General features: G+C 65.0%; 16 protein-coding genes. 6 read left to right on the forward strand and 10 right to left on the reverse strand.

Translation table 11 applies throughout. The annotated features are described in order from the left end of the window. Positions 1–6 precede the first annotated feature (6 nt). Positions 7–1,353: a S41 family peptidase gene (locus tag XM53_RS10910; RefSeq protein WP_057793200.1), complete on the forward strand. Its 1,347-nt coding sequence runs from the start codon at positions 7–9 to the stop codon at positions 1,351–1,353. Between the two features lie 67 nt (positions 1,354–1,420). Further along, a complete protein-coding gene (locus XM53_RS10915; protein WP_082630937.1) occupies positions 1,421–1,876 on the forward strand; it encodes a GNAT family N-acetyltransferase in 456 nt (151 codons plus the stop codon). Positions 1,877–1,913: 37 nt separating this feature from the next. Here XM53_RS10915 and XM53_RS10920 read toward each other — a convergent pair whose 3' ends face one another. From XM53_RS10920 to XM53_RS10955, 8 genes are all read right to left on the reverse strand, one after another. Continuing rightward, positions 1,914–3,047, reverse strand: coding sequence for an aminotransferase class I/II-fold pyridoxal phosphate-dependent enzyme (locus XM53_RS10920; RefSeq protein WP_057793204.1), 1,134 nt, complete (start codon positions 3,045–3,047; stop codon positions 1,914–1,916). Between the two features lie 19 nt (positions 3,048–3,066). Next, complete coding sequence (locus XM53_RS10925) at positions 3,067–3,411, reverse strand: DUF2794 domain-containing protein (protein ID WP_057793359.1); 345 nt, start codon at positions 3,409–3,411, stop codon at positions 3,067–3,069. A gap of 313 nt (positions 3,412–3,724) precedes the next feature. After that, entirely contained in the window at positions 3,725–4,435 is a 711-nt protein-coding gene (locus XM53_RS10930) for an SDR family oxidoreductase (protein WP_057793206.1), read from the reverse strand. Beyond that, positions 4,432–5,961 (reverse strand): AAA family ATPase, encoded by a 1,530-nt coding sequence (locus tag XM53_RS10935; RefSeq protein WP_057793208.1) that lies wholly within the window; start codon positions 5,959–5,961, stop codon positions 4,432–4,434. Before XM53_RS10935 ends, XM53_RS10930 begins: the two co-directional genes overlap by 4 nt. Before the next feature lie 122 nt (positions 5,962–6,083). Continuing rightward, on the reverse strand, positions 6,084–6,719 hold the full coding sequence (locus tag XM53_RS10940) for an acyl-homoserine-lactone synthase (protein ID WP_057793210.1): 636 nt from the start codon (positions 6,717–6,719) through the stop codon (positions 6,084–6,086). 97 nt (positions 6,720–6,816) lie between these two features. Beyond that, positions 6,817–7,542, reverse strand: coding sequence for a helix-turn-helix transcriptional regulator (locus XM53_RS10945; RefSeq protein ID WP_057793212.1), 726 nt, complete (start codon positions 7,540–7,542; stop codon positions 6,817–6,819). A 383-nt stretch (positions 7,543–7,925) separates the two neighbouring features. Then, positions 7,926–9,218 carry a crotonyl-CoA carboxylase/reductase gene (gene ccrA / locus XM53_RS10950; RefSeq protein WP_057793214.1) on the reverse strand — a complete coding sequence of 431 codons (1,293 nt, stop codon included), beginning with the start codon at positions 9,216–9,218 and terminating at the stop codon, positions 7,926–7,928. A gap of 133 nt (positions 9,219–9,351) precedes the next feature. Beyond that, on the reverse strand, positions 9,352–10,728 hold the full coding sequence (locus XM53_RS10955) for a 1-acyl-sn-glycerol-3-phosphate acyltransferase (RefSeq protein WP_057793216.1): 1,377 nt from the start codon (positions 10,726–10,728) through the stop codon (positions 9,352–9,354). A 413-nt stretch (positions 10,729–11,141) separates the two neighbouring features. Here XM53_RS10955 and XM53_RS10960 point away from each other — a divergent pair, with 413 nt between their 5' ends. Then, a complete protein-coding gene (locus XM53_RS10960; RefSeq protein WP_201455407.1) occupies positions 11,142–13,154 on the forward strand; it encodes a methylmalonyl-CoA mutase family protein in 2,013 nt (670 codons plus the stop codon). 32 nt (positions 13,155–13,186) lie between these two features. Further along, on the forward strand, positions 13,187–13,537 hold the full coding sequence (locus tag XM53_RS10965; protein ID WP_057793362.1) for a nuclear transport factor 2 family protein: 351 nt from the start codon (positions 13,187–13,189) through the stop codon (positions 13,535–13,537). A gap of 75 nt (positions 13,538–13,612) precedes the next feature. Here the strand turns inward: XM53_RS10965 and XM53_RS10970 are convergent, their stop codons facing one another. Further along, positions 13,613–14,164 carry a DUF4168 domain-containing protein gene (locus XM53_RS10970; protein WP_057793218.1) on the reverse strand — a complete coding sequence of 184 codons (552 nt, stop codon included), beginning with the start codon at positions 14,162–14,164 and terminating at the stop codon, positions 13,613–13,615. Positions 14,165–14,309: 145 nt separating this feature from the next. Here XM53_RS10970 and XM53_RS10975 point away from each other — a divergent pair, with 145 nt between their 5' ends. Next, positions 14,310–14,750: a GNAT family N-acetyltransferase gene (locus tag XM53_RS10975; RefSeq protein ID WP_057793220.1), complete on the forward strand. Its 441-nt coding sequence runs from the start codon at positions 14,310–14,312 to the stop codon at positions 14,748–14,750. Positions 14,751–14,763: 13 nt separating this feature from the next. On the opposite strand, the gene XM53_RS10980 is transcribed toward XM53_RS10975, so the two are convergent. Then, positions 14,764–15,291, reverse strand: coding sequence for a DUF4329 domain-containing protein (locus tag XM53_RS10980; protein WP_057793222.1), 528 nt, complete (start codon positions 15,289–15,291; stop codon positions 14,764–14,766). A 72-nt stretch (positions 15,292–15,363) separates the two neighbouring features. Here XM53_RS10980 and deoD point away from each other — a divergent pair, with 72 nt between their 5' ends. Next, positions 15,364–16,068: a purine-nucleoside phosphorylase gene (deoD, locus tag XM53_RS10985; protein ID WP_057793224.1), complete on the forward strand. Its 705-nt coding sequence runs from the start codon at positions 15,364–15,366 to the stop codon at positions 16,066–16,068. Positions 16,069–16,315: the final 247 nt, after the last annotated feature.

Consider the following 16,315-nt stretch of genomic DNA (forward strand, 5'->3'; position numbering starts at 1 on the left):
AACCCGATGAAGAAGTTTCTGATCGCCGCCCTCGTCGGCAGCCTGACCGGCGCGGTCGTGACAACCCAGGTCGCGGCGCCCCTGCTGGCGCAGGAGGCGGCCAAGACGACGAATGTCTACGAACAGCTTGATCTTTTTGGCGATATTTTCGAGCGCATCCGCTCGCAATATGTCGAGGAAGTGGACGAAGGCGAGCTGATCGAGGCGGCCATCAACGGCATGTTGACCTCGCTCGACCCGCATTCCAGCTATCTCAGCCCCGATGACGCCGCCGACATGCGCGTACAGACCCGCGGCGAGTTCGGCGGGCTTGGCATCGAGGTGACCCAGGAAGACGGATTCGTGAAGGTGGTGTCGCCCATCGACGGCACACCGGCCGAAACGGCCGGCATCGAGGCCGGAGATTTCATCACCCATGTGGACAGCGAAAGCGTGCTGGGCCTGACCCTGGACGAAGCGGTGGAACTGATGCGCGGCCCAGTGGGCAGCGAGATCGTCATCACCGTGGTCCGCGAAGGCGAGGCGGAGCCGTTCGACGTGTCCATCGTGCGCGACACGATCAAGCTGACCGCCGTGCGCGTGCGCACCGAGCAGCAGAGCGTCGTTCTGCGGGTGACCACGTTCAACGACCAGACCTTCCGCAACCTGGAAAGCGGGCTGGCCGAACAGATCGAAGAGGCCGGCGGCATCGACAATATCAGCGGCATCGTGCTGGACCTGCGCAACAACCCCGGCGGCCTGCTGAACCAGGCGATCCAGGTCAGCGACGCCTTCCTTGAAAAGGGCGAGATCGTCAGCACACGGGGTCGTGCGCCCGAGGATGGCGAGCGGTTCAACGCCAAGCCGGGCGACCTGGCCGAGGGCAAGCCCATCGTCGTTCTGATCAACGGTGGGTCTGCCTCGGCCTCCGAGATTGTCGCCGGTGCGTTGCAGGATCACCGCCGCGCCATCGTGGTGGGCACCAAGAGTTTCGGCAAGGGGTCGGTCCAGACGGTGATGCCCCTGCGCGGCGACGGCGCGATGCGCCTGACCACGGCGCGGTATTACACGCCGTCGGGACGCTCGATCCAGGCGTTGGGTGTCAGCCCGGACATCATCGTGGAACAGCCGCGCCGCGCCGAGGAAAGCGAAGAGGACGAAGAGGAAAACCCCGCCAACCGCTTTGACCGGTCCGAGGCCGACCTGCGCGGGCGTCTGGACAATGACAGCCTGAGCGAGGACGAGGTCCGCCAGATCGAGGAAGACCGCGAGAAGGCCGAGGAAGCCGCCAAGCTGCGGGAAGAGGACTACCAACTGGCCTATGCCATCGACATCCTCAAAGGCCTGACGGCGCTGGGTCCGAAATACGACTGAGACGGCTGGGCATGATGTTGATGAACGGGCGGGGTGATCCCCGCCCGTTTTTGGTATATACTGCATCATGCCTGAATTGCGCCGCCCTTCCTTGCGAGACCTCGACGACCTCACGGCGCTTTGCCTGCGGTCCAAGGCCTATTGGGGTTATGACGCGGAATTCATGGCCGCCTGCGTCCCCGTGCTGACGCTGACCGCGGCGGAATTGCAGGACACGCCGACGATCACCGAGGTCGAGGGTGGAACATTTCTGGGCATGGTTCAGGTTTCGAACAGGCAAGAGGGCTGTTACCTGCAAAAGCTCTTCGTCGACCCCGCGCATATGGGCGCGGGAACGGGGCGGCGGCTGTTCACATGGGCGGTCCAAACGGCCCGTGACATGGGCGCCACGGAAATGATCGTCGAGTCGGATCCCGGCGCGGTGCCGTTCTATACCGCCATGGGCTGCCGCGCGGCGGGCAGTGCCCCGTCCGAGGTGATGCCGGGCCGGATGTTGCCGCGCCTGGTGCACGATTTGCGGTAGGCCCCACAAAATTCGTACGAATTTTGTGGGGCGCCGATCAGCCGGCGCGCGCCAGGTGCGCCTCCATCGCCGCCAGACCGTCGTCCAGTCCGCGCCGCCCGAACCCAAGGCGGAAGCGGTCAATGGGCGTCGGGCCAAGGTCGGAGCGATAGATCGTGCTGGGCAAAAGCAGCACGCCGGCCTGTTCCACCAACTTGCGCGCGAATTCCTCGACCCCGTCGGTGCCCAGATAGCGCGGGAAACCCATGCAGGCGCCGTCGGGGCGCTGCCATTCAAAAAGGTCGGGATGACGGGCAAAGAACGCGTCCCATTTGGGCAGGTTCTCGTCCACGATGGCGCAGTTGCGCGCCAGGATTTTCGCGCGGTTCTTCAGCGCGATCAGCGCCAGCCGCTCGCTGGGGCCGGAATTGCAGATCGACAGGTAATGCTTCATCCGCTCCATCCGGCTGAGCACCTCGCGGTCCTGGCAGGCGATCCAGCCGACGCGCAGCCCCGGCAGGCCGTAGGATTTCGACATCACGCCCAGCGACAAGCCGCGTTCATAGACATCGGCAATGAACGGCAGATGGTCCGCGTCCGAGGGGCCAAGGCCGTTGAAGATTTCGTCATGCAGGATCCAGATACCGTGCTGTCGGCAAAGCGTGATCAGCGCGTCATAGCGGTCGCGCGGCAGGATCGCGCCCGTGGGGTTGTGCGGGAAGTTGATGGTCAGCAGGCGGGTGTTGGGGCGGATCGCTTCGCGCACCCGGTCGATGTCGAGCGACCAGTTGTCATACGGGTCGAGCGGCACGCCTGTCGCCTCGCAGATCGCCAGGGGCAGGCTTTCATGCGACTGATAGTTGGGCGTGACCACGATGGCGTGGCTGTCCGCATCCAGCAGCACGGTGTTGGCTGCGAAGATGCCCTCGCTGGCCCCGGCAAAGCAGAGGATGTTGTCAGCGCTCTGGTCTGCGTAGGTGGCCGCGATAGCCGCGCGCAGGTCCGGCGCGCCGAAGGTTTCGGTATAGCCCAGCCACATATTCTCGAAGCCCTCGCGGTCTTCGGGGCTGGCCATGGCCAGCAGTTCGGGAAGGGACATGCTCTCGGCATCCGAGGCGGTCATGTGGTGGCGGGCCTTGAATTCCCACTTGGCGAAATGGGTTTCCAGCCGGAAATCGGGCAAGGTCGTCATCGCGTGGTGTCCTGTTGGGTCAGTCCACCGCGCGGATAAGCTTGCGTTCCAGCACGCGCAAGACCGTGCGCAGATCGTGCCCGCGTTTCAGCACCTGCCCGTCCATGCCGATCACCGCGTATTGCCCCTGCCGGCTGCGCAGCTTGGGGCGTTTCTCGATCCGGTAGAGCGGGTTCTCGGCGGTGCGGCGGAAAACCGAGAAGACGGCCACGTCCCGTAGGCTGGAAATGCCGTAGTCGCGCCATTCGCCGGCGGCGACCATGCGGCCATAGACCGACAGAATCGCGGCAAGCTCGGTGCGGTGGAAGGCCACCTGTTGCGCGCTGCCGTGCGGCGGGAACGGAGAGGTGGGTTGGAATGTCATGCGTTCAGAGTTGCGGCAAACGGGCGTTGAGGCAAGGGATTTGTGGATCGTGCCGGTCTGGCGGCTGGGTGGTGCCGCTGTCATGCCGGAGCTGCCTTGGGATCTAGGGGGTGAAAGGTTGTTGATTACCGAGGCCCCGCGCGGAATCAAGGCGCGGCCAAGCCGCGCCGCCGCGCGATCGCCAGACCGCCCGGACGGGCTGGCGATTTGGTGACAGTGGCGCGCCGATCAGAGGTCTTACGGATGCGGCTTCCATAAAGCGCCATGAACACGTGTCGGCTCGCCATCCCGCGGTCTGGCAATCGCGCGGCCCCTACCCCCGGCCGATATAGGGCATCTTCGTCGCCATCACCGTCAGGAACTGGACGTTTGCCTCGGGCGGCATTTCGGCCATGTGCAACACCGACCGGGCGGCGTTTTCCACGTCCATCGTGTGCATCTCGGGATTGGCCTGTTTCAGCCCCGCCACCAGTTCGCTTTCGGCGTTGCCGATGTCGATCTGCCCGCAAGCGATGTCATAGGGACGGCCATCCAGCGACAGCGACCGGGTCATGCCGGTGATCGCGTGTTTCGATGTGGTATAGCAGATCGAGCCGGGGCGCGGCACGTAAGCCGAGAGCGAGCCGTTGTTGATGATCCGCCCGCCCTGGGGCGTCTGAGCACGCATGGCGGCAAAGGCCAGCCGGGCGGTGATGAACATGCCGCGCAGGTTGACGGCCATGACCTCGTCGAACTCGGCCACGCTGACCGCGTCGGGTGTGGTTGCGGGGCCGAAGATTCCGGCGTTGTTGAAGACCACATCCAGACGCCCTGCCTTTGCCAGAAACGTCTCGAACGCGCTTTCCATGGCCTCTGGGTCGGTCACGTCGGCGGGCAGAACCACGGCAGCGCGGCCCTCGGCCACCTCTTCCAGCCGGTCGGCGCGGCGGGCGAGCACCCCCACGCGCCAGCCTGCGTCAAGAAAGACCTCGGTGGTGGCCCGCCCGATGCCGGAGCTTGCGCCGGTGATCAGGATGGATTTCATGCCTCTTCCTCCGCTTCCAGCTCCAGGGGCGCGGGGGCGGCGCGCAGGTCGTCGATGCGCAAGGCCCCTGTGGGTTTGGACAGGCGGTTGCGCACCACCCAGTGCAGCCGCTCCTCGGCGCGGGTGATGGCGACGTAGGCCAGACGCTTCCACAGCGGTTGCCCCGCCTCGGTCCGGCCCATGCGGGCGGCGGCGTAGATGTCGGGCGCGAAGACCTGCACATCGGGCCATTGCGAGCCTTGCGCCTTGTGGATCGTGACCGCCGCGCCATGCAGAAACGTGGCGCCCATGCGGGCGGCGAAGGGGATGAAGGGCTCTTCCTCGTCGGGTTTCTCGATCTTGACGATGCTGGCGGCACTGACGCGGGGGTCCTCGGCCCCCATGACGTGCAGGCGGGAAAAGCCCGGCTTGCGGCCCGCGCCCAGATAGATCACTTGCGCACCCTTGATCAGGCCGCGCGCCTCGAGGTCCAGCCGTTTCTTGCGGTGCTTGAGCGGCAGTTCCAGCCCGTCGCAAATGAGCGGCTCACCTTCCAGAAGCTCGGTTTCGGGCGCGCCATGCACGGCGCGGAAGGCGTTGATCAAGCGGATGCGCGTGGCGTTGCGCCAGACAAGCACGGGGCTGCGCGCCATCAGGTCCACCTCGACCCTTTGCGCCCATTGCACGCGCTCGTCCTGCGCCGCCTTCTGTTCGACCAGCCTCTCGAAATCCTGAAACCCCACCTCGGGGTCGCCCAAGGCGTGGGCCAGGTCGAGGATCGGGTTGTCGGCATCCTGCCGGTGGATGCGGTTGAGCGTCAGCTTGGCCGGCGCGGGCAGCCCGTCGAAGACCATCGCGCCGGACTGGTTCACGGGGGCCAGCTGCGCAGGGTCACCGAAGAGCAGGAGCGTCGGGAAGATCTCCTGCAAATCCTCGTACTGCTTTTCATCGAGCATCGAGGCCTCGTCGATAAAGCCGATATCCAAGGGCTCCTCACGGCGCTTCCAGCCGGTGATGAAATCGCTGCCCCTGAGACCGGCGGCGGCCAACGCCCCGGGGATGGACTTGTGGGTGCCATAGAACAGCCGCGCGCGTTCCAGCGCCTCTTCGGTCAGGCCCTCGATCTCGGGCTTGTCGCCATTGCCGGCCAGCCATTCGGCGATGCGCTCGTATTCGGGGTCGTAGACGGGGGTATAGAGGATGCGGTGGATCGTGGTGGCGGGCACGCCGCGCATCCGCAAAACGCTGGCGGCCTTGTTGGTGGGGGCGAGGATGGCCAGAGTGCGCCGGTCGCGACGGCGGCGGCCTTCCCAGTCGCCCGACACGACGTCGACACCCGCCTCTTCCAGCGCGCGGTAGAGCGCGGCCAGCAGCAGCGTCTTGCCCGAGCCGGCCTTGCCCACCACGGCCATCACGCGGGATTTCCCCTCGCGCGGTGGGGTCAGCATCCCCTCGTCCAGATCGACGCCCACCTCGCGCAGCGCGGCGGCGATGCGGTCATGGGCCTCGGCCTGGTCGTCGGAATAGGTGAGCGCGGTCTGGGACATGGCGCGACCCTACAGCCGCGCCCCTTCCTGCGCCAGCGCGGGGGCCGATTTCTTGCAAGAAATCGGATCGGAAAATTGCAATTTTCCGGCCCGGAATTTGCGCAAATTCCGTTGCGCCCCGCTCAGGCCGATTGCGCGAAAGGCTGGCGTTCGTCGCCAAAGCTGCGGCGGAACCATTGTTCGCTCAGTTGCGGTGTCACGCCGGCGCGGCGGGCCACCTGCGCGCGGGCGGCATCTGTGAATTCCCACAAGCCTACGCTGATCCGGTCGCGGCCCGCGCCCGTGCTGCCCAGAACCTCGGGCGAGGAGCCGATCATGCGGTAGATCCGCACCATGCGAGCGTCGAACACGCCCGCGAAATGCTGCACCCCGAAATGGCGCATCAACTCGCCCCCGCCCAGCATCAGCGCGGCGGCGACTCGGCTTTCGGCGCCGCGCGCCAGGCAGAACCGGGTGCATTCCCATATATGCGGGCTGACGATCGTGCCGCCGCCCAGAATGCCGGTGAAATGCTCGTTGATCATCGTCCGGCCGGTGGTGGGCAGGAACCGCATCGAGCCCTTGTGGCGGCCATCGGCCCCTTCCCAGATCACGTAAAGCGGGTTGAGGGCGTCGTATTCATCCCGCTCGAACCCTTCAGCATCGACGCGGACGTTCCAGCCGAGCCGGGTTCCGAACTGGTCGGCCCGGTCGCGGAACATGCCGTCGGACAGCTTTGCGAAACGGCTCAATTGATCGGCGTAAAGGTAGCGCAGCATGGTCGAATTCCCCTCTGTCGTGACGATAAGAGGAAAATTCTCGACAATTCGTTAAGCGCTCGTGCGTGTACCGCGCGTTGCGTTCACCGGCCCCGTGTCAGATCACGATCAGCCCCTGGCTGATGGCGCGGGCCACCGCGTGCACGGTGTTGATCGCGCTCAGCTTGAAGCGCGCGGATTCGATATAGACACGCAGCGTGTGCTCCGAGATCGACAGCGTGTCGGCCACCTGCGCCCGGCCATAGCCCAGCGCCAGCAGGGTCAGCGCATCGACTTCGCGCGGGCTGAGCTGGCGGGCGGGCGCGGGCGCGCGGTCGGGCTCGAATTCCAGCGCTTTCTGGTTGAACGTGTGGGCGCACAGGATCAATTCGCGGCGGTGCGCCTCGGTGAAGGCGGCCCAGGCGTCGTCGTCACAGCGATGGTTCACCGTAAAGAGCGCGAATTGTCCGTTCGGCCCCCGCAACGGGATCGAGTAGCCCTGGTTGCCCAGGCCATGCTCCAGCGCCTCTTTCAGAAACGCCTGCGCGGGTTTGCCGGACCAGTCCAGCCGCTTCCAGTCGACCGGGTGGAACCGCTGGTAACAGCCCTTGATAACAGGGTCTATGCGCAGATAGTCCTTTTCGACATAGCGCGCCACCCAGGCCGGATCATAGGTGCCGCAGCCGTATTGATCGCCCGCCGCGCTGACCCAGTGATAAACCAGATGATCGATGTGAAACAGGTCGCGCAGGCGTGTGGCGACGTCTTGCAAATCCGCCGGGTCACGGGCGCGTTCGAGGTCTTCCAATATCGGTTCGAGCCGCCGCGGCGGTTGAACGTTCATACCCAATCGTCCCTTCCCGCGCCGGCGCCGATTTCGATGCCAGCTCCGCCGCTGCGACGAGTCTCGTGTCGTCGATCTGTTCGGCGAGTTCCCCAAGACCGTTCTGACGAGCGAAGGTCCTGAGATCGGCCAGGACATCCAGTATCCACTCGTTCTGCATCACAGCCTCCTCCGGGAGTGGTTAACGAAAAGTTAACACAACTCTAACACGTTTGCGATTCTGGCCGTATTCGCGGTTTTTCACTCCCCAGAAACAGCGAGGCACGAAATTCCAATCGCCTGATTTCCTTGAATGTGCAGCCCGACACGCAAAAAAGCCCGCGAACCGGGGTATCGATTCGCGGGCCAGATGCGGGCCGGACCGGCCCGTCAGGGAGAAGTCTTTAACCTTTCTTGCCGGCGTCCAGCACGTCCTCGACCGTGCGCAGGCCGGTGCGCGGCGATTGCACCAGCACCGCCATGTTGCCCGGCTTGTGCTCGTTGCGCAGCATCTTCATGTGCGCGCCGGGGATTTCCTCCCACGGGAACACCTCGGACATGCAGGGGTCGATGCGGCGCTCAATCACCAGCTGATTGGCCGACGAGGCCTGTTGCAGATGGGCGAAATGGCTGCCCTGAAGGCGCTTCTGGTGCATCCACATGTAACGCACGTCGAAGGTGCAGTTGAAGCCGGTGGTGCCGGCACAGATCACGACCATGCCGCCTTTCTTGCAGACCAGGGTGGAGACCGGGAAGGTCGCCTCGCCGGGATGCTCGAAAACGATGTCGACGTTGTTGCCCTTGCCGGTGATGTCCCAGATCGCCTTGCCGAACTTGCGCGCCTCGGTGAACCAGTCCTTGTATTCCGGGCTGTTCACCTTGGGCAGCTGGCCCCAGCAGTTGAAATCCTTACGGTTGATCACGCCCTTGGCCCCGAGGCTCATCACGAAATCGCGCTTGTCCTCGTCCGAGATCACGCCGATCGCGTTGGCGCCCACGGTGTTGGCCAGCTGGATCGCGAAGGAGCCGAGGCCCCCCGAGGCGCCCCAGACCAGCACGTTCTGGCCGGGCTTCAGCTCATGCGGGTGGTGGCCAAATAGCATCCGGTAGGCGGTGGCGAGCGTCAGGGTGTAACAGGCGCTTTCCTCCCAGCTCAGGTGCTTGGGGCGCGGCATCAGCTGCTGAGCCTGCACGTTCGTGAACTGCGCGAAGGAGCCGTCGGGCGTCTCGTAGCCCCAGATGCGCTGCGTGGGCGAGAACATCGGGTCGCCGCCGTTGCAGTGCACGTCGTTGCCGTCGTCCTGGTTGCAGTGGATCACGACCTCGTCGCCCACTTTCCAGTTCTTCACCTTGTCGCCCACCGCCCACACGACGCCCGACGCGTCGGAGCCCGCGATGTGATAATCCGCGCCATGCCCGTCGAAGGGGCTGATCGGCTCGCCCAGGCCGGCCCAGATGCCGTTGTAGTTGACGCCGGCGGCCATCACCAACACCAGCACCTCGTTGCTGTCGAGCGTCGGCGTGTCCACCACCTCGACCTGGAAGGACTTGTCGGGCTCGCCATGCCGTTCGCGGCGGATCGCCCAGGCATACATCTGCTTCGGCACATATCCCAGGGGCGGCAGCTCGCCGATTTCGTAGAGGTCTTTCTCGGGCGCGTCGTAGGGCGCGATTCCGGTGTCGGTGTCCAGAGCCATCGGGGCCTCCTTCATAAGCGTTTGCCGCGATGCAGAATCGCGCGTGTCCGCACTGAAATATCTTTCATCGCGCAACAATGCAATGCCGACTTGTTGTTTTTTGAAATTTTATAACCCAGCAGTCGCAGAAAAATCAGCCGTTTTGCGCCGCATCTGCGAAAAACTGCCGGATGGAATTGGCGTAGTAGACCAGCAGGTCACGCTCTTCGGGCACGATCTCGATACCCTCCGCGGTGTCGCGGACCAGCCCGCGCTTGCGCAGGATGCGCAGGCCGACCTCGACGGAATAGGCCAGATCCTCGCGCGGGATGTGGATATGGGCCTGGCCCAGGCTGTCGGTCATCCCGGCCAGCACCTCTCTCAGCTCGGCCTCGGGCAGCGGCGTTCCGGCCGCCAGCAAGGCGTGGGCGACCATCGGCACCGGCAGCACCGGCACCTCCTGCCCGATCCGCGCCATCAGGCGCTCGCCCAACCTCTCGACCGGAGCCCCGGGGTGTTCGCGCTGAAACGCCGACAGGGACACCGGCGCGCCGAAACTGACGGCGGCATAGCCGTGGCGGTGATAGCGGCGCGTGATCCACAGCCATAATTGCTTCAGCACGAAGCCCGCCACGACGCTGATCCGCGCGCCAAAACGGCGCTTGCCCGCCTTGCCCGCGGCCACCAGGATGCGGTCCTCGAACACCCGGTCGTAATTGACGGCGACCGGCACGAAGACCACGTCGCGCCCGTCCGGCTCGCGTTCCTCGATGATGTATTTCAGGATGCCCAGCTTGGGCTTGGCCAGCGCGCCATCGAGGCTCAGCCCGCCCTCGGGGAACACTGCCTGCGTGACGCCGCCGTCGGTCGCCATGCCCACGTAGCGCGCCAGAACACGGCGATAGAGCGCGTTGAGAGACCGGCGCCGGATGAAATAGGCGCCCATGGTTCGGATGAGCCGGCTGAGCGGCCAGACCCGCGCCCATTCACCCACCGCGTAGCTGAGCGCCGACTGCTCGGCGGCCAGCCACGTGACCAGCACGTAATCCATGTTCGAGCGGTGGTTCATCACGAAGATCACCGTGGCGTCGGGGTCGATCCTGCCGATCCCCTCGGCGTCGAACCGCCCCATCCGCACGCGGTAAAGCGCGGTGCTCAACAGCTTTGCCAGCCGGATCGCAATGCCGAAATAGGCGGTGGCGGAAAAGCTGGGCACGATCTCCCGCGCGTAGCGCTTGGCCTTCTCGAACGCCACGTTCTCGGGGATGCCGTTTTCCCGCGCGTGCTCGGCGATGGCCTTGCTGACCTCGGGATCGTAGATCAGCCGCTGGATCATGTCATAGCGCCGCGCCAGCTTGAACGGCTCGATCTTGCGCTCCAGCCGCTGGTTCAGGCGATTGACCACACGCTCCATCCGGCGGCGGAAGAACCAGCGCACCGAGGGGAACAGGAAATGCGAGGCAAAGGTGACCGCCGCAAAAAGCAGGATCAGCACCAGCAGCCAGAGGGGAAGTTCGACCGTTTGCGTCATTGCCCGCACAATGCCAGCCCGCGTGAAGGGGTACAAAGGAAAACGGGTTGGGGGGGCCGCGCGATTACCAGACCGCGGGCTGGCGAACCAACAGAAGTTCAAAGCACTTTATCCCCGCCACCTCCGAGGAGCTTCAAACTGAAGCGCTTACGGTAACCGATCGCCAGACCGGGGGGCGGCCCCCCTTTCGGCGATTGCGTGCAATCGCCTTTCGGTCAGCGGACGATCGCGCGGCGGCCTTCGGCCTTGATTCCGCGCGAGAGATAAAGACCTGCCGTTTCAGTTCGACGGGGCCTCTCAAACCCACCCCGCCCCGAATTGCCGCAACGCAGCGAATTGACAGCGTCACATAATTCCGAATAGTTTGCCGCTGTTGAAAGAAAATTTCGCAAACCGATTCACGAGGCCGCCCGATGTCGCAGATGCAGCAAGAGCACACCAGAGACAAAAAGGTTGATGCGTCCGATCGCCAAGCCGATCATCCGTGGCTGATCCGCACCTACGCGGGCCACTCCACCGCCAAGGCATCGAACGCGCTTTACCGCGGCAACCTCGCCAAGGGGCAGACGGGCCTCAGCGTGGCGTTCGACCTGCCCACGCAGACGGGCTATGACAGCGATCATGTGCTCAGCCGCGGCGAGGTCGGCAAGGTCGGCGTGCCGGTCTGCCACCTGGGCGACATGCGCACGCTTTTCGACCAGATCCCGCTGGATCAGATGAACACCTCGATGACCATCAATGCGACGGCACCCTGGCTGCTGGCGCTCTATATCGCCGTGGCCGAGGAACAGGGCGCGGATGTCAGCGCCCTGCAAGGCACGGTGCAGAACGACCTGATCAAGGAATACCTTTCCCGCGGCACCTATATCTGCCCGCCGAAACCCAGCCTGAAAATGATCGGGGACGTGGCCGAATACTGTTACACCCACATCCCCAAGTGGAACCCGATGAACGTGTGTTCCTACCACCTACAGGAGGCCGGCGCCACGCCGCAGCAGGAGCTGGCCTTTGCGCTGGCCACCGCCTGTGCCGTGCTGGACGAACTGAAACCGCGCGTGCCCGCGGAGGATTTCCCGGCCCTGGCGGGGCGGATCAGCTTCTTCGTCAACGCGGGCATCCGGTTCGTCACAGAGATGTGCAAGATGCGCGCCTTCGCCGACCTGTGGGACGAGATCCTGCGCGACCGCTATGGCATCGAGAACCCCAAGTTCCGCCGCTTTCGCTATGGCGTGCAGGTCAACAGCCTCGGTCTGACCGAGCAGCAGCCGGAAAACAACGTTTACCGCATCCTGATCGAGATGCTGGCGGTGACGCTGTCGAAAAAGGCCCGCGCCCGGGCGGTACAGTTGCCCGCCTGGAACGAGGCGTTGGGCCTGCCGCGCCCGTGGGATCAGCAATGGTCGATGCGAATGCAGCAGATCCTGGCCTACGAGACCGACCTCCTCGAATTCGACGACCTTTTCGATGGCAACCCCGCCGTCGACGCCAAGGTCGAGGCCCTGAAGGAAGGCGCGCGGCACGAGCTGGAGATGCTGGACGGCATGGGCGGCGCCATCGGCGCGATCGAATACATGAAGGCGCGGCTGGTGGACAGCAACGCCGACCGTCTGGGCCGGATCGAGGCGGGCGAGACCACGGTGGTTGGCGTCAACAAGTTCACCACGACGGAACCCAGCCCCCTGCAATCCGGGGATGGCGGCATCATGCGCGTCGACCCCGCCACCGAGGCCGAACAGATCGACCGCCTGAACGCCTGGCGCGAAGAGCGCGACGACGAGGCCGTGAAAACCGCGCTGGCGGCGCTGCGCGAGGCGGCCTCAAAAAACGAGAACATCATGCCGGCCTCCATCGCGGCGGCCAAGGCGGGCGTCACGACCGGCGAATGGGCCGAACAGATGCGCCAGATCCACGGCCAGTATCGCGGTCCCACCGGGGTGTCCGGCAGCCCGTCGAACCGGACCGAGGGCCTCGACGATATCCGCGAGGCGGTCGATGCGGTCAGCAAGAAACTGGGCCGCCGCCTGAAATTCCTGATGGGCAAGCCTGGGCTTGACGGCCATTCGAACGGCGCCGAGCAGATCGCCTTCCGCGCCCGCGATTGTGGCATGGATATCTCTTACGAGGGCATCCGCCTGACGCCCGAGGAAATCGTCACCGCCGCGCTGGAGGACGAAGCGCATGTGATCGGCCTGTCGATCCTGTCGGGATCGCACATGCCGCTGGTCGAGGACCTGCTGAACCGGATGCGCGAGGCTGGACTGGGTCACGTGCCGCTGATCGTCGGCGGGATCATCCCCGAGGAGGATTCCAAACGCCTATTGGAGATGGGCGTGGCGCGGGTCTATACGCCCAAGGATTTTGAGCTGAACACGATCATGATGGATATCGTCACGCTGGCCGATCCCAAGGCGGTCGCCGCCGAGTGAGCGGCCGGACGGATCGCAACAAGGCCAACGCGATGGCCTTTTACGACCTGATGTTCAATCAATGCCGCCCGCGCGAGGCTATCGAGGCTTACGCGGGCGACGTCTATATCCAGCACAATCCGCATGTCGCCGACGGCAAGGACGCGTTCATCGACTATTTCGAGCGCATGGCGCGGGACTATCCGGGCAAGCATGTGCGGTTTGTCCGCGCTGTGGCCGAGGGCGACCTTGTGGTGCTGCATTGCCACCAGACATGGCCGGGCAGCGACGATTACGCCGGCATGGATATCTTCCGTTTTGACGAGATGGGCAGGATCGTCGAGCACTGGGACGTCCTGCAGGTCATCACCGGCCAGTCGGCCAACGACAACGGTCTTTTCTGATACGCTCCGGGGTCTTCCGCGGAGGGATGGTGCGCGACCCCGAAGCGTATTGGGCGTGCCGTAGGTCCGGCGCGCTTACTCTGTCTGGGGCACGTCGCCCTCGGCACCGCCGTCGGTGCCTTCGGCAGCCTCGGCCTCGTTTTCCGCGGCCTCCTCGGCGGCCTTGCCTTCGGCGGCGGCGACCTTGATCTCGTCAAGGATGCGCTGGTTCAGTTCCTGATCCTGCTGCGCCGCGATGTCGATCGCCTTGAATTCCGCCGGGGTGATGTCGGCAATCACCTCGATCGCGTTGACGATGGAATCGTTGGCATAGGCCATCAGCTCGGCGCGCTTCTCGCCATCGGCCTCGGCCTCGATCCGGGGCATGAAATGCTGGGCCACGGTGTTGACCGCCACCAGCGACTGCACGAAGGCGCGCAGCTTTTCGTCGGTCAGGGTCTCGTTGGTGATCCCCTCGGCGGGCTCGATGGCCTCGAGCGTGCGGGTCGGGACCTCTTTCTCGGCGTTCTGCTGGGTCTCGCCCTGGGCCGCGCCCTGGTCGGTGGTGCCTTCTGCGGCTTCCTGCGCAAAACCTGCGGTGGTCAGCGCCAGTGCCGCGGTTGTGGCGATTGCGATGCGTCCTATCATTCCGGTCTCCTCGACGGTTTGCCTCGGTGTCAATTGCCAAACACATGGCCAGTCCCGTCGTCCGATGCAATGCGCTCGGCGAAAAAACGCTGGAATCCGCGGGGCGGGCAGCACAATGTGCCTCCGACCACAACGGAGCCGCCCCATGTCGCTGACCATCCGCCCCATCGCACCGCAGGACGAAACCCACTGGCGCCGGCTTTGGACCGCCTATCTGGATTTCTACGAAAGCAGCGTCAGCGAAGAGGTCTATCAGACCACCTTTGCCCGAATCTGCGCCCCCGAGGTGACCGATCAGAACGGGCTGCTGGCTCTGGACGGCGAGAGGCCGGTGGGGCTGGTGCATTACATCTTTCATCCGCACAACTGGCGGGTCGAGAAGATCTGTTACCTTCAGGATCTTTACGCCGACCCGTCAGCGCGCGGCACCGGCGTGGGCCGCGCGCTGATCGAGGCGGTCTATGCCGCCGCCGACGCCAACGGCACACCGGCCGTTTACTGGATGACACAGGATTTCAACGCGCAGGCGCGACAGCTGTATGATCGGATCGGGCAACTGACGCCCTTTATCAAGTACACCCGCTAGGGCGCGCGCCGATTCAGGGAAACTGCGCCGCCTCGCGCCGCATCAGCTCGCGCAGGGTATAGGCGCGCGCGATCGGCCCCTCGGCCCCCATCACGTGACGCGGATCGGCGGGAATACAGCCCGGACTGCATAGCTGGCGCACCTCCATGCGGCGCGTGTCGAGGAACCACAGACGCCCGGCGGGCGTGCCGACATAGCCGTTGATGCCCTCGCCCTTGTCGGCGCGGATGTCGTTGACGGTGGGCACCTCGGACCAGGCGTTGTCGTCATAGGCCCCGTGGGTGTGCCAGGACGCCACCACGCGCAGCCCCTCGGGCCAGCTGGGCTGGCAATAGTTCAGGTGCCCGCGCCGGGGCCGCGTGGTGGCCAACTGGCCCGCGGCGGTGTAGCCAATATAGCCGCAATATTCGCGGTTCTCGGCCACCGACCGGGCCTGCGCCTGCGACAGCACGTGGCGGGCGACGCCGATCTCGTCGGCGGTTTGCGCGGGGGCTGCGGAGGGTGTCGCCGCCAGCAGGGCCAGAAACGCAATGATCCGCATCGTGCTTTCCCTCTCTTGCCGCCGCCGGTTCAGACGTTACCCTAGCGCGATCCATCGGCAGAGGGGAGCCCCATGACCATCCATATCGGCGCCGCACCCGGCGACATCGCCGAAACCGTCCTGATGCCCGGCGACCCGATGCGCGCCAAGTGGGCCGCCGAGCGGTTCCTGGACGCGCCGCGCCAGGTGAACGCGGTGCGCGGGATGCTGGGTTTTACTGGCAACTGGCGCGGGGATCCGGTGACGATCCACGGCAGCGGAATGGGCATGGCGAGCCTGTCGATCTATGCCAACGAGCTTTTGCGCGATTACGGCGCAAAGACGCTGATCCGCATCGGCTCCACCGGCGCCATGCAGCCGCATGTGGCCTTACGCGACGTGATCCTCGCCATGACGGCCAGCAGCGTAGGCACGCCGTCCTCGACCATCTTCCGAGAGTTGAACTATGCCCCCTGCGCCGATTGGGGCCTGTTGCGGTCCGCCGTGGCGGCGGCCGAGGCGCGGGGCGTGCCGCATCACGTGGGCGGGATCTATTCCTCGGACACGTTCTATGACGAACGCCCCGACCTGAACGAGCAGATGACCCGCCACGGCATTCTCGCCGTCGAGATGGAGACCGCCGAGATGTACACGCTGGCCGCCCGCCATGGCGCACGGGCACTGTCGGTGCTGACGGTGTCGGACCATCTGCAAACCGGCGAGGCCCTGCCCAGCGAGGACCGCGAGGCCGGTTTCGGCGACATGGTGGAGATCGCGCTGGAGGCGGCGTTCGCGTAGGGTGCGTTTTCAACGCACCTGTTTTGGGTAGGAGATCGGCCGTGCCGGCACGGTGCGTTGAAAACGCACCCTACGCCGTGTCCGAAAAAGCGTACCTCGCACTCTTGGACACCCGCGTGCGCGGAATCAAGGCGCATCGCGCCGCCGCGCCATCGACGACCCCCACCCAGGGGGCGGCGATTTGGTTGGGGTCTGCACATCGCTCGGCTGTTTTGATGACTTGGCAAAGATAAAGTGCTTCAGAACC

The sequence above is a fragment of the Roseovarius atlanticus genome (assembly GCF_001441615.1).
GTDB classification, from domain to species: Bacteria; Pseudomonadota; Alphaproteobacteria; order Rhodobacterales; family Rhodobacteraceae; genus Roseovarius; species Roseovarius atlanticus.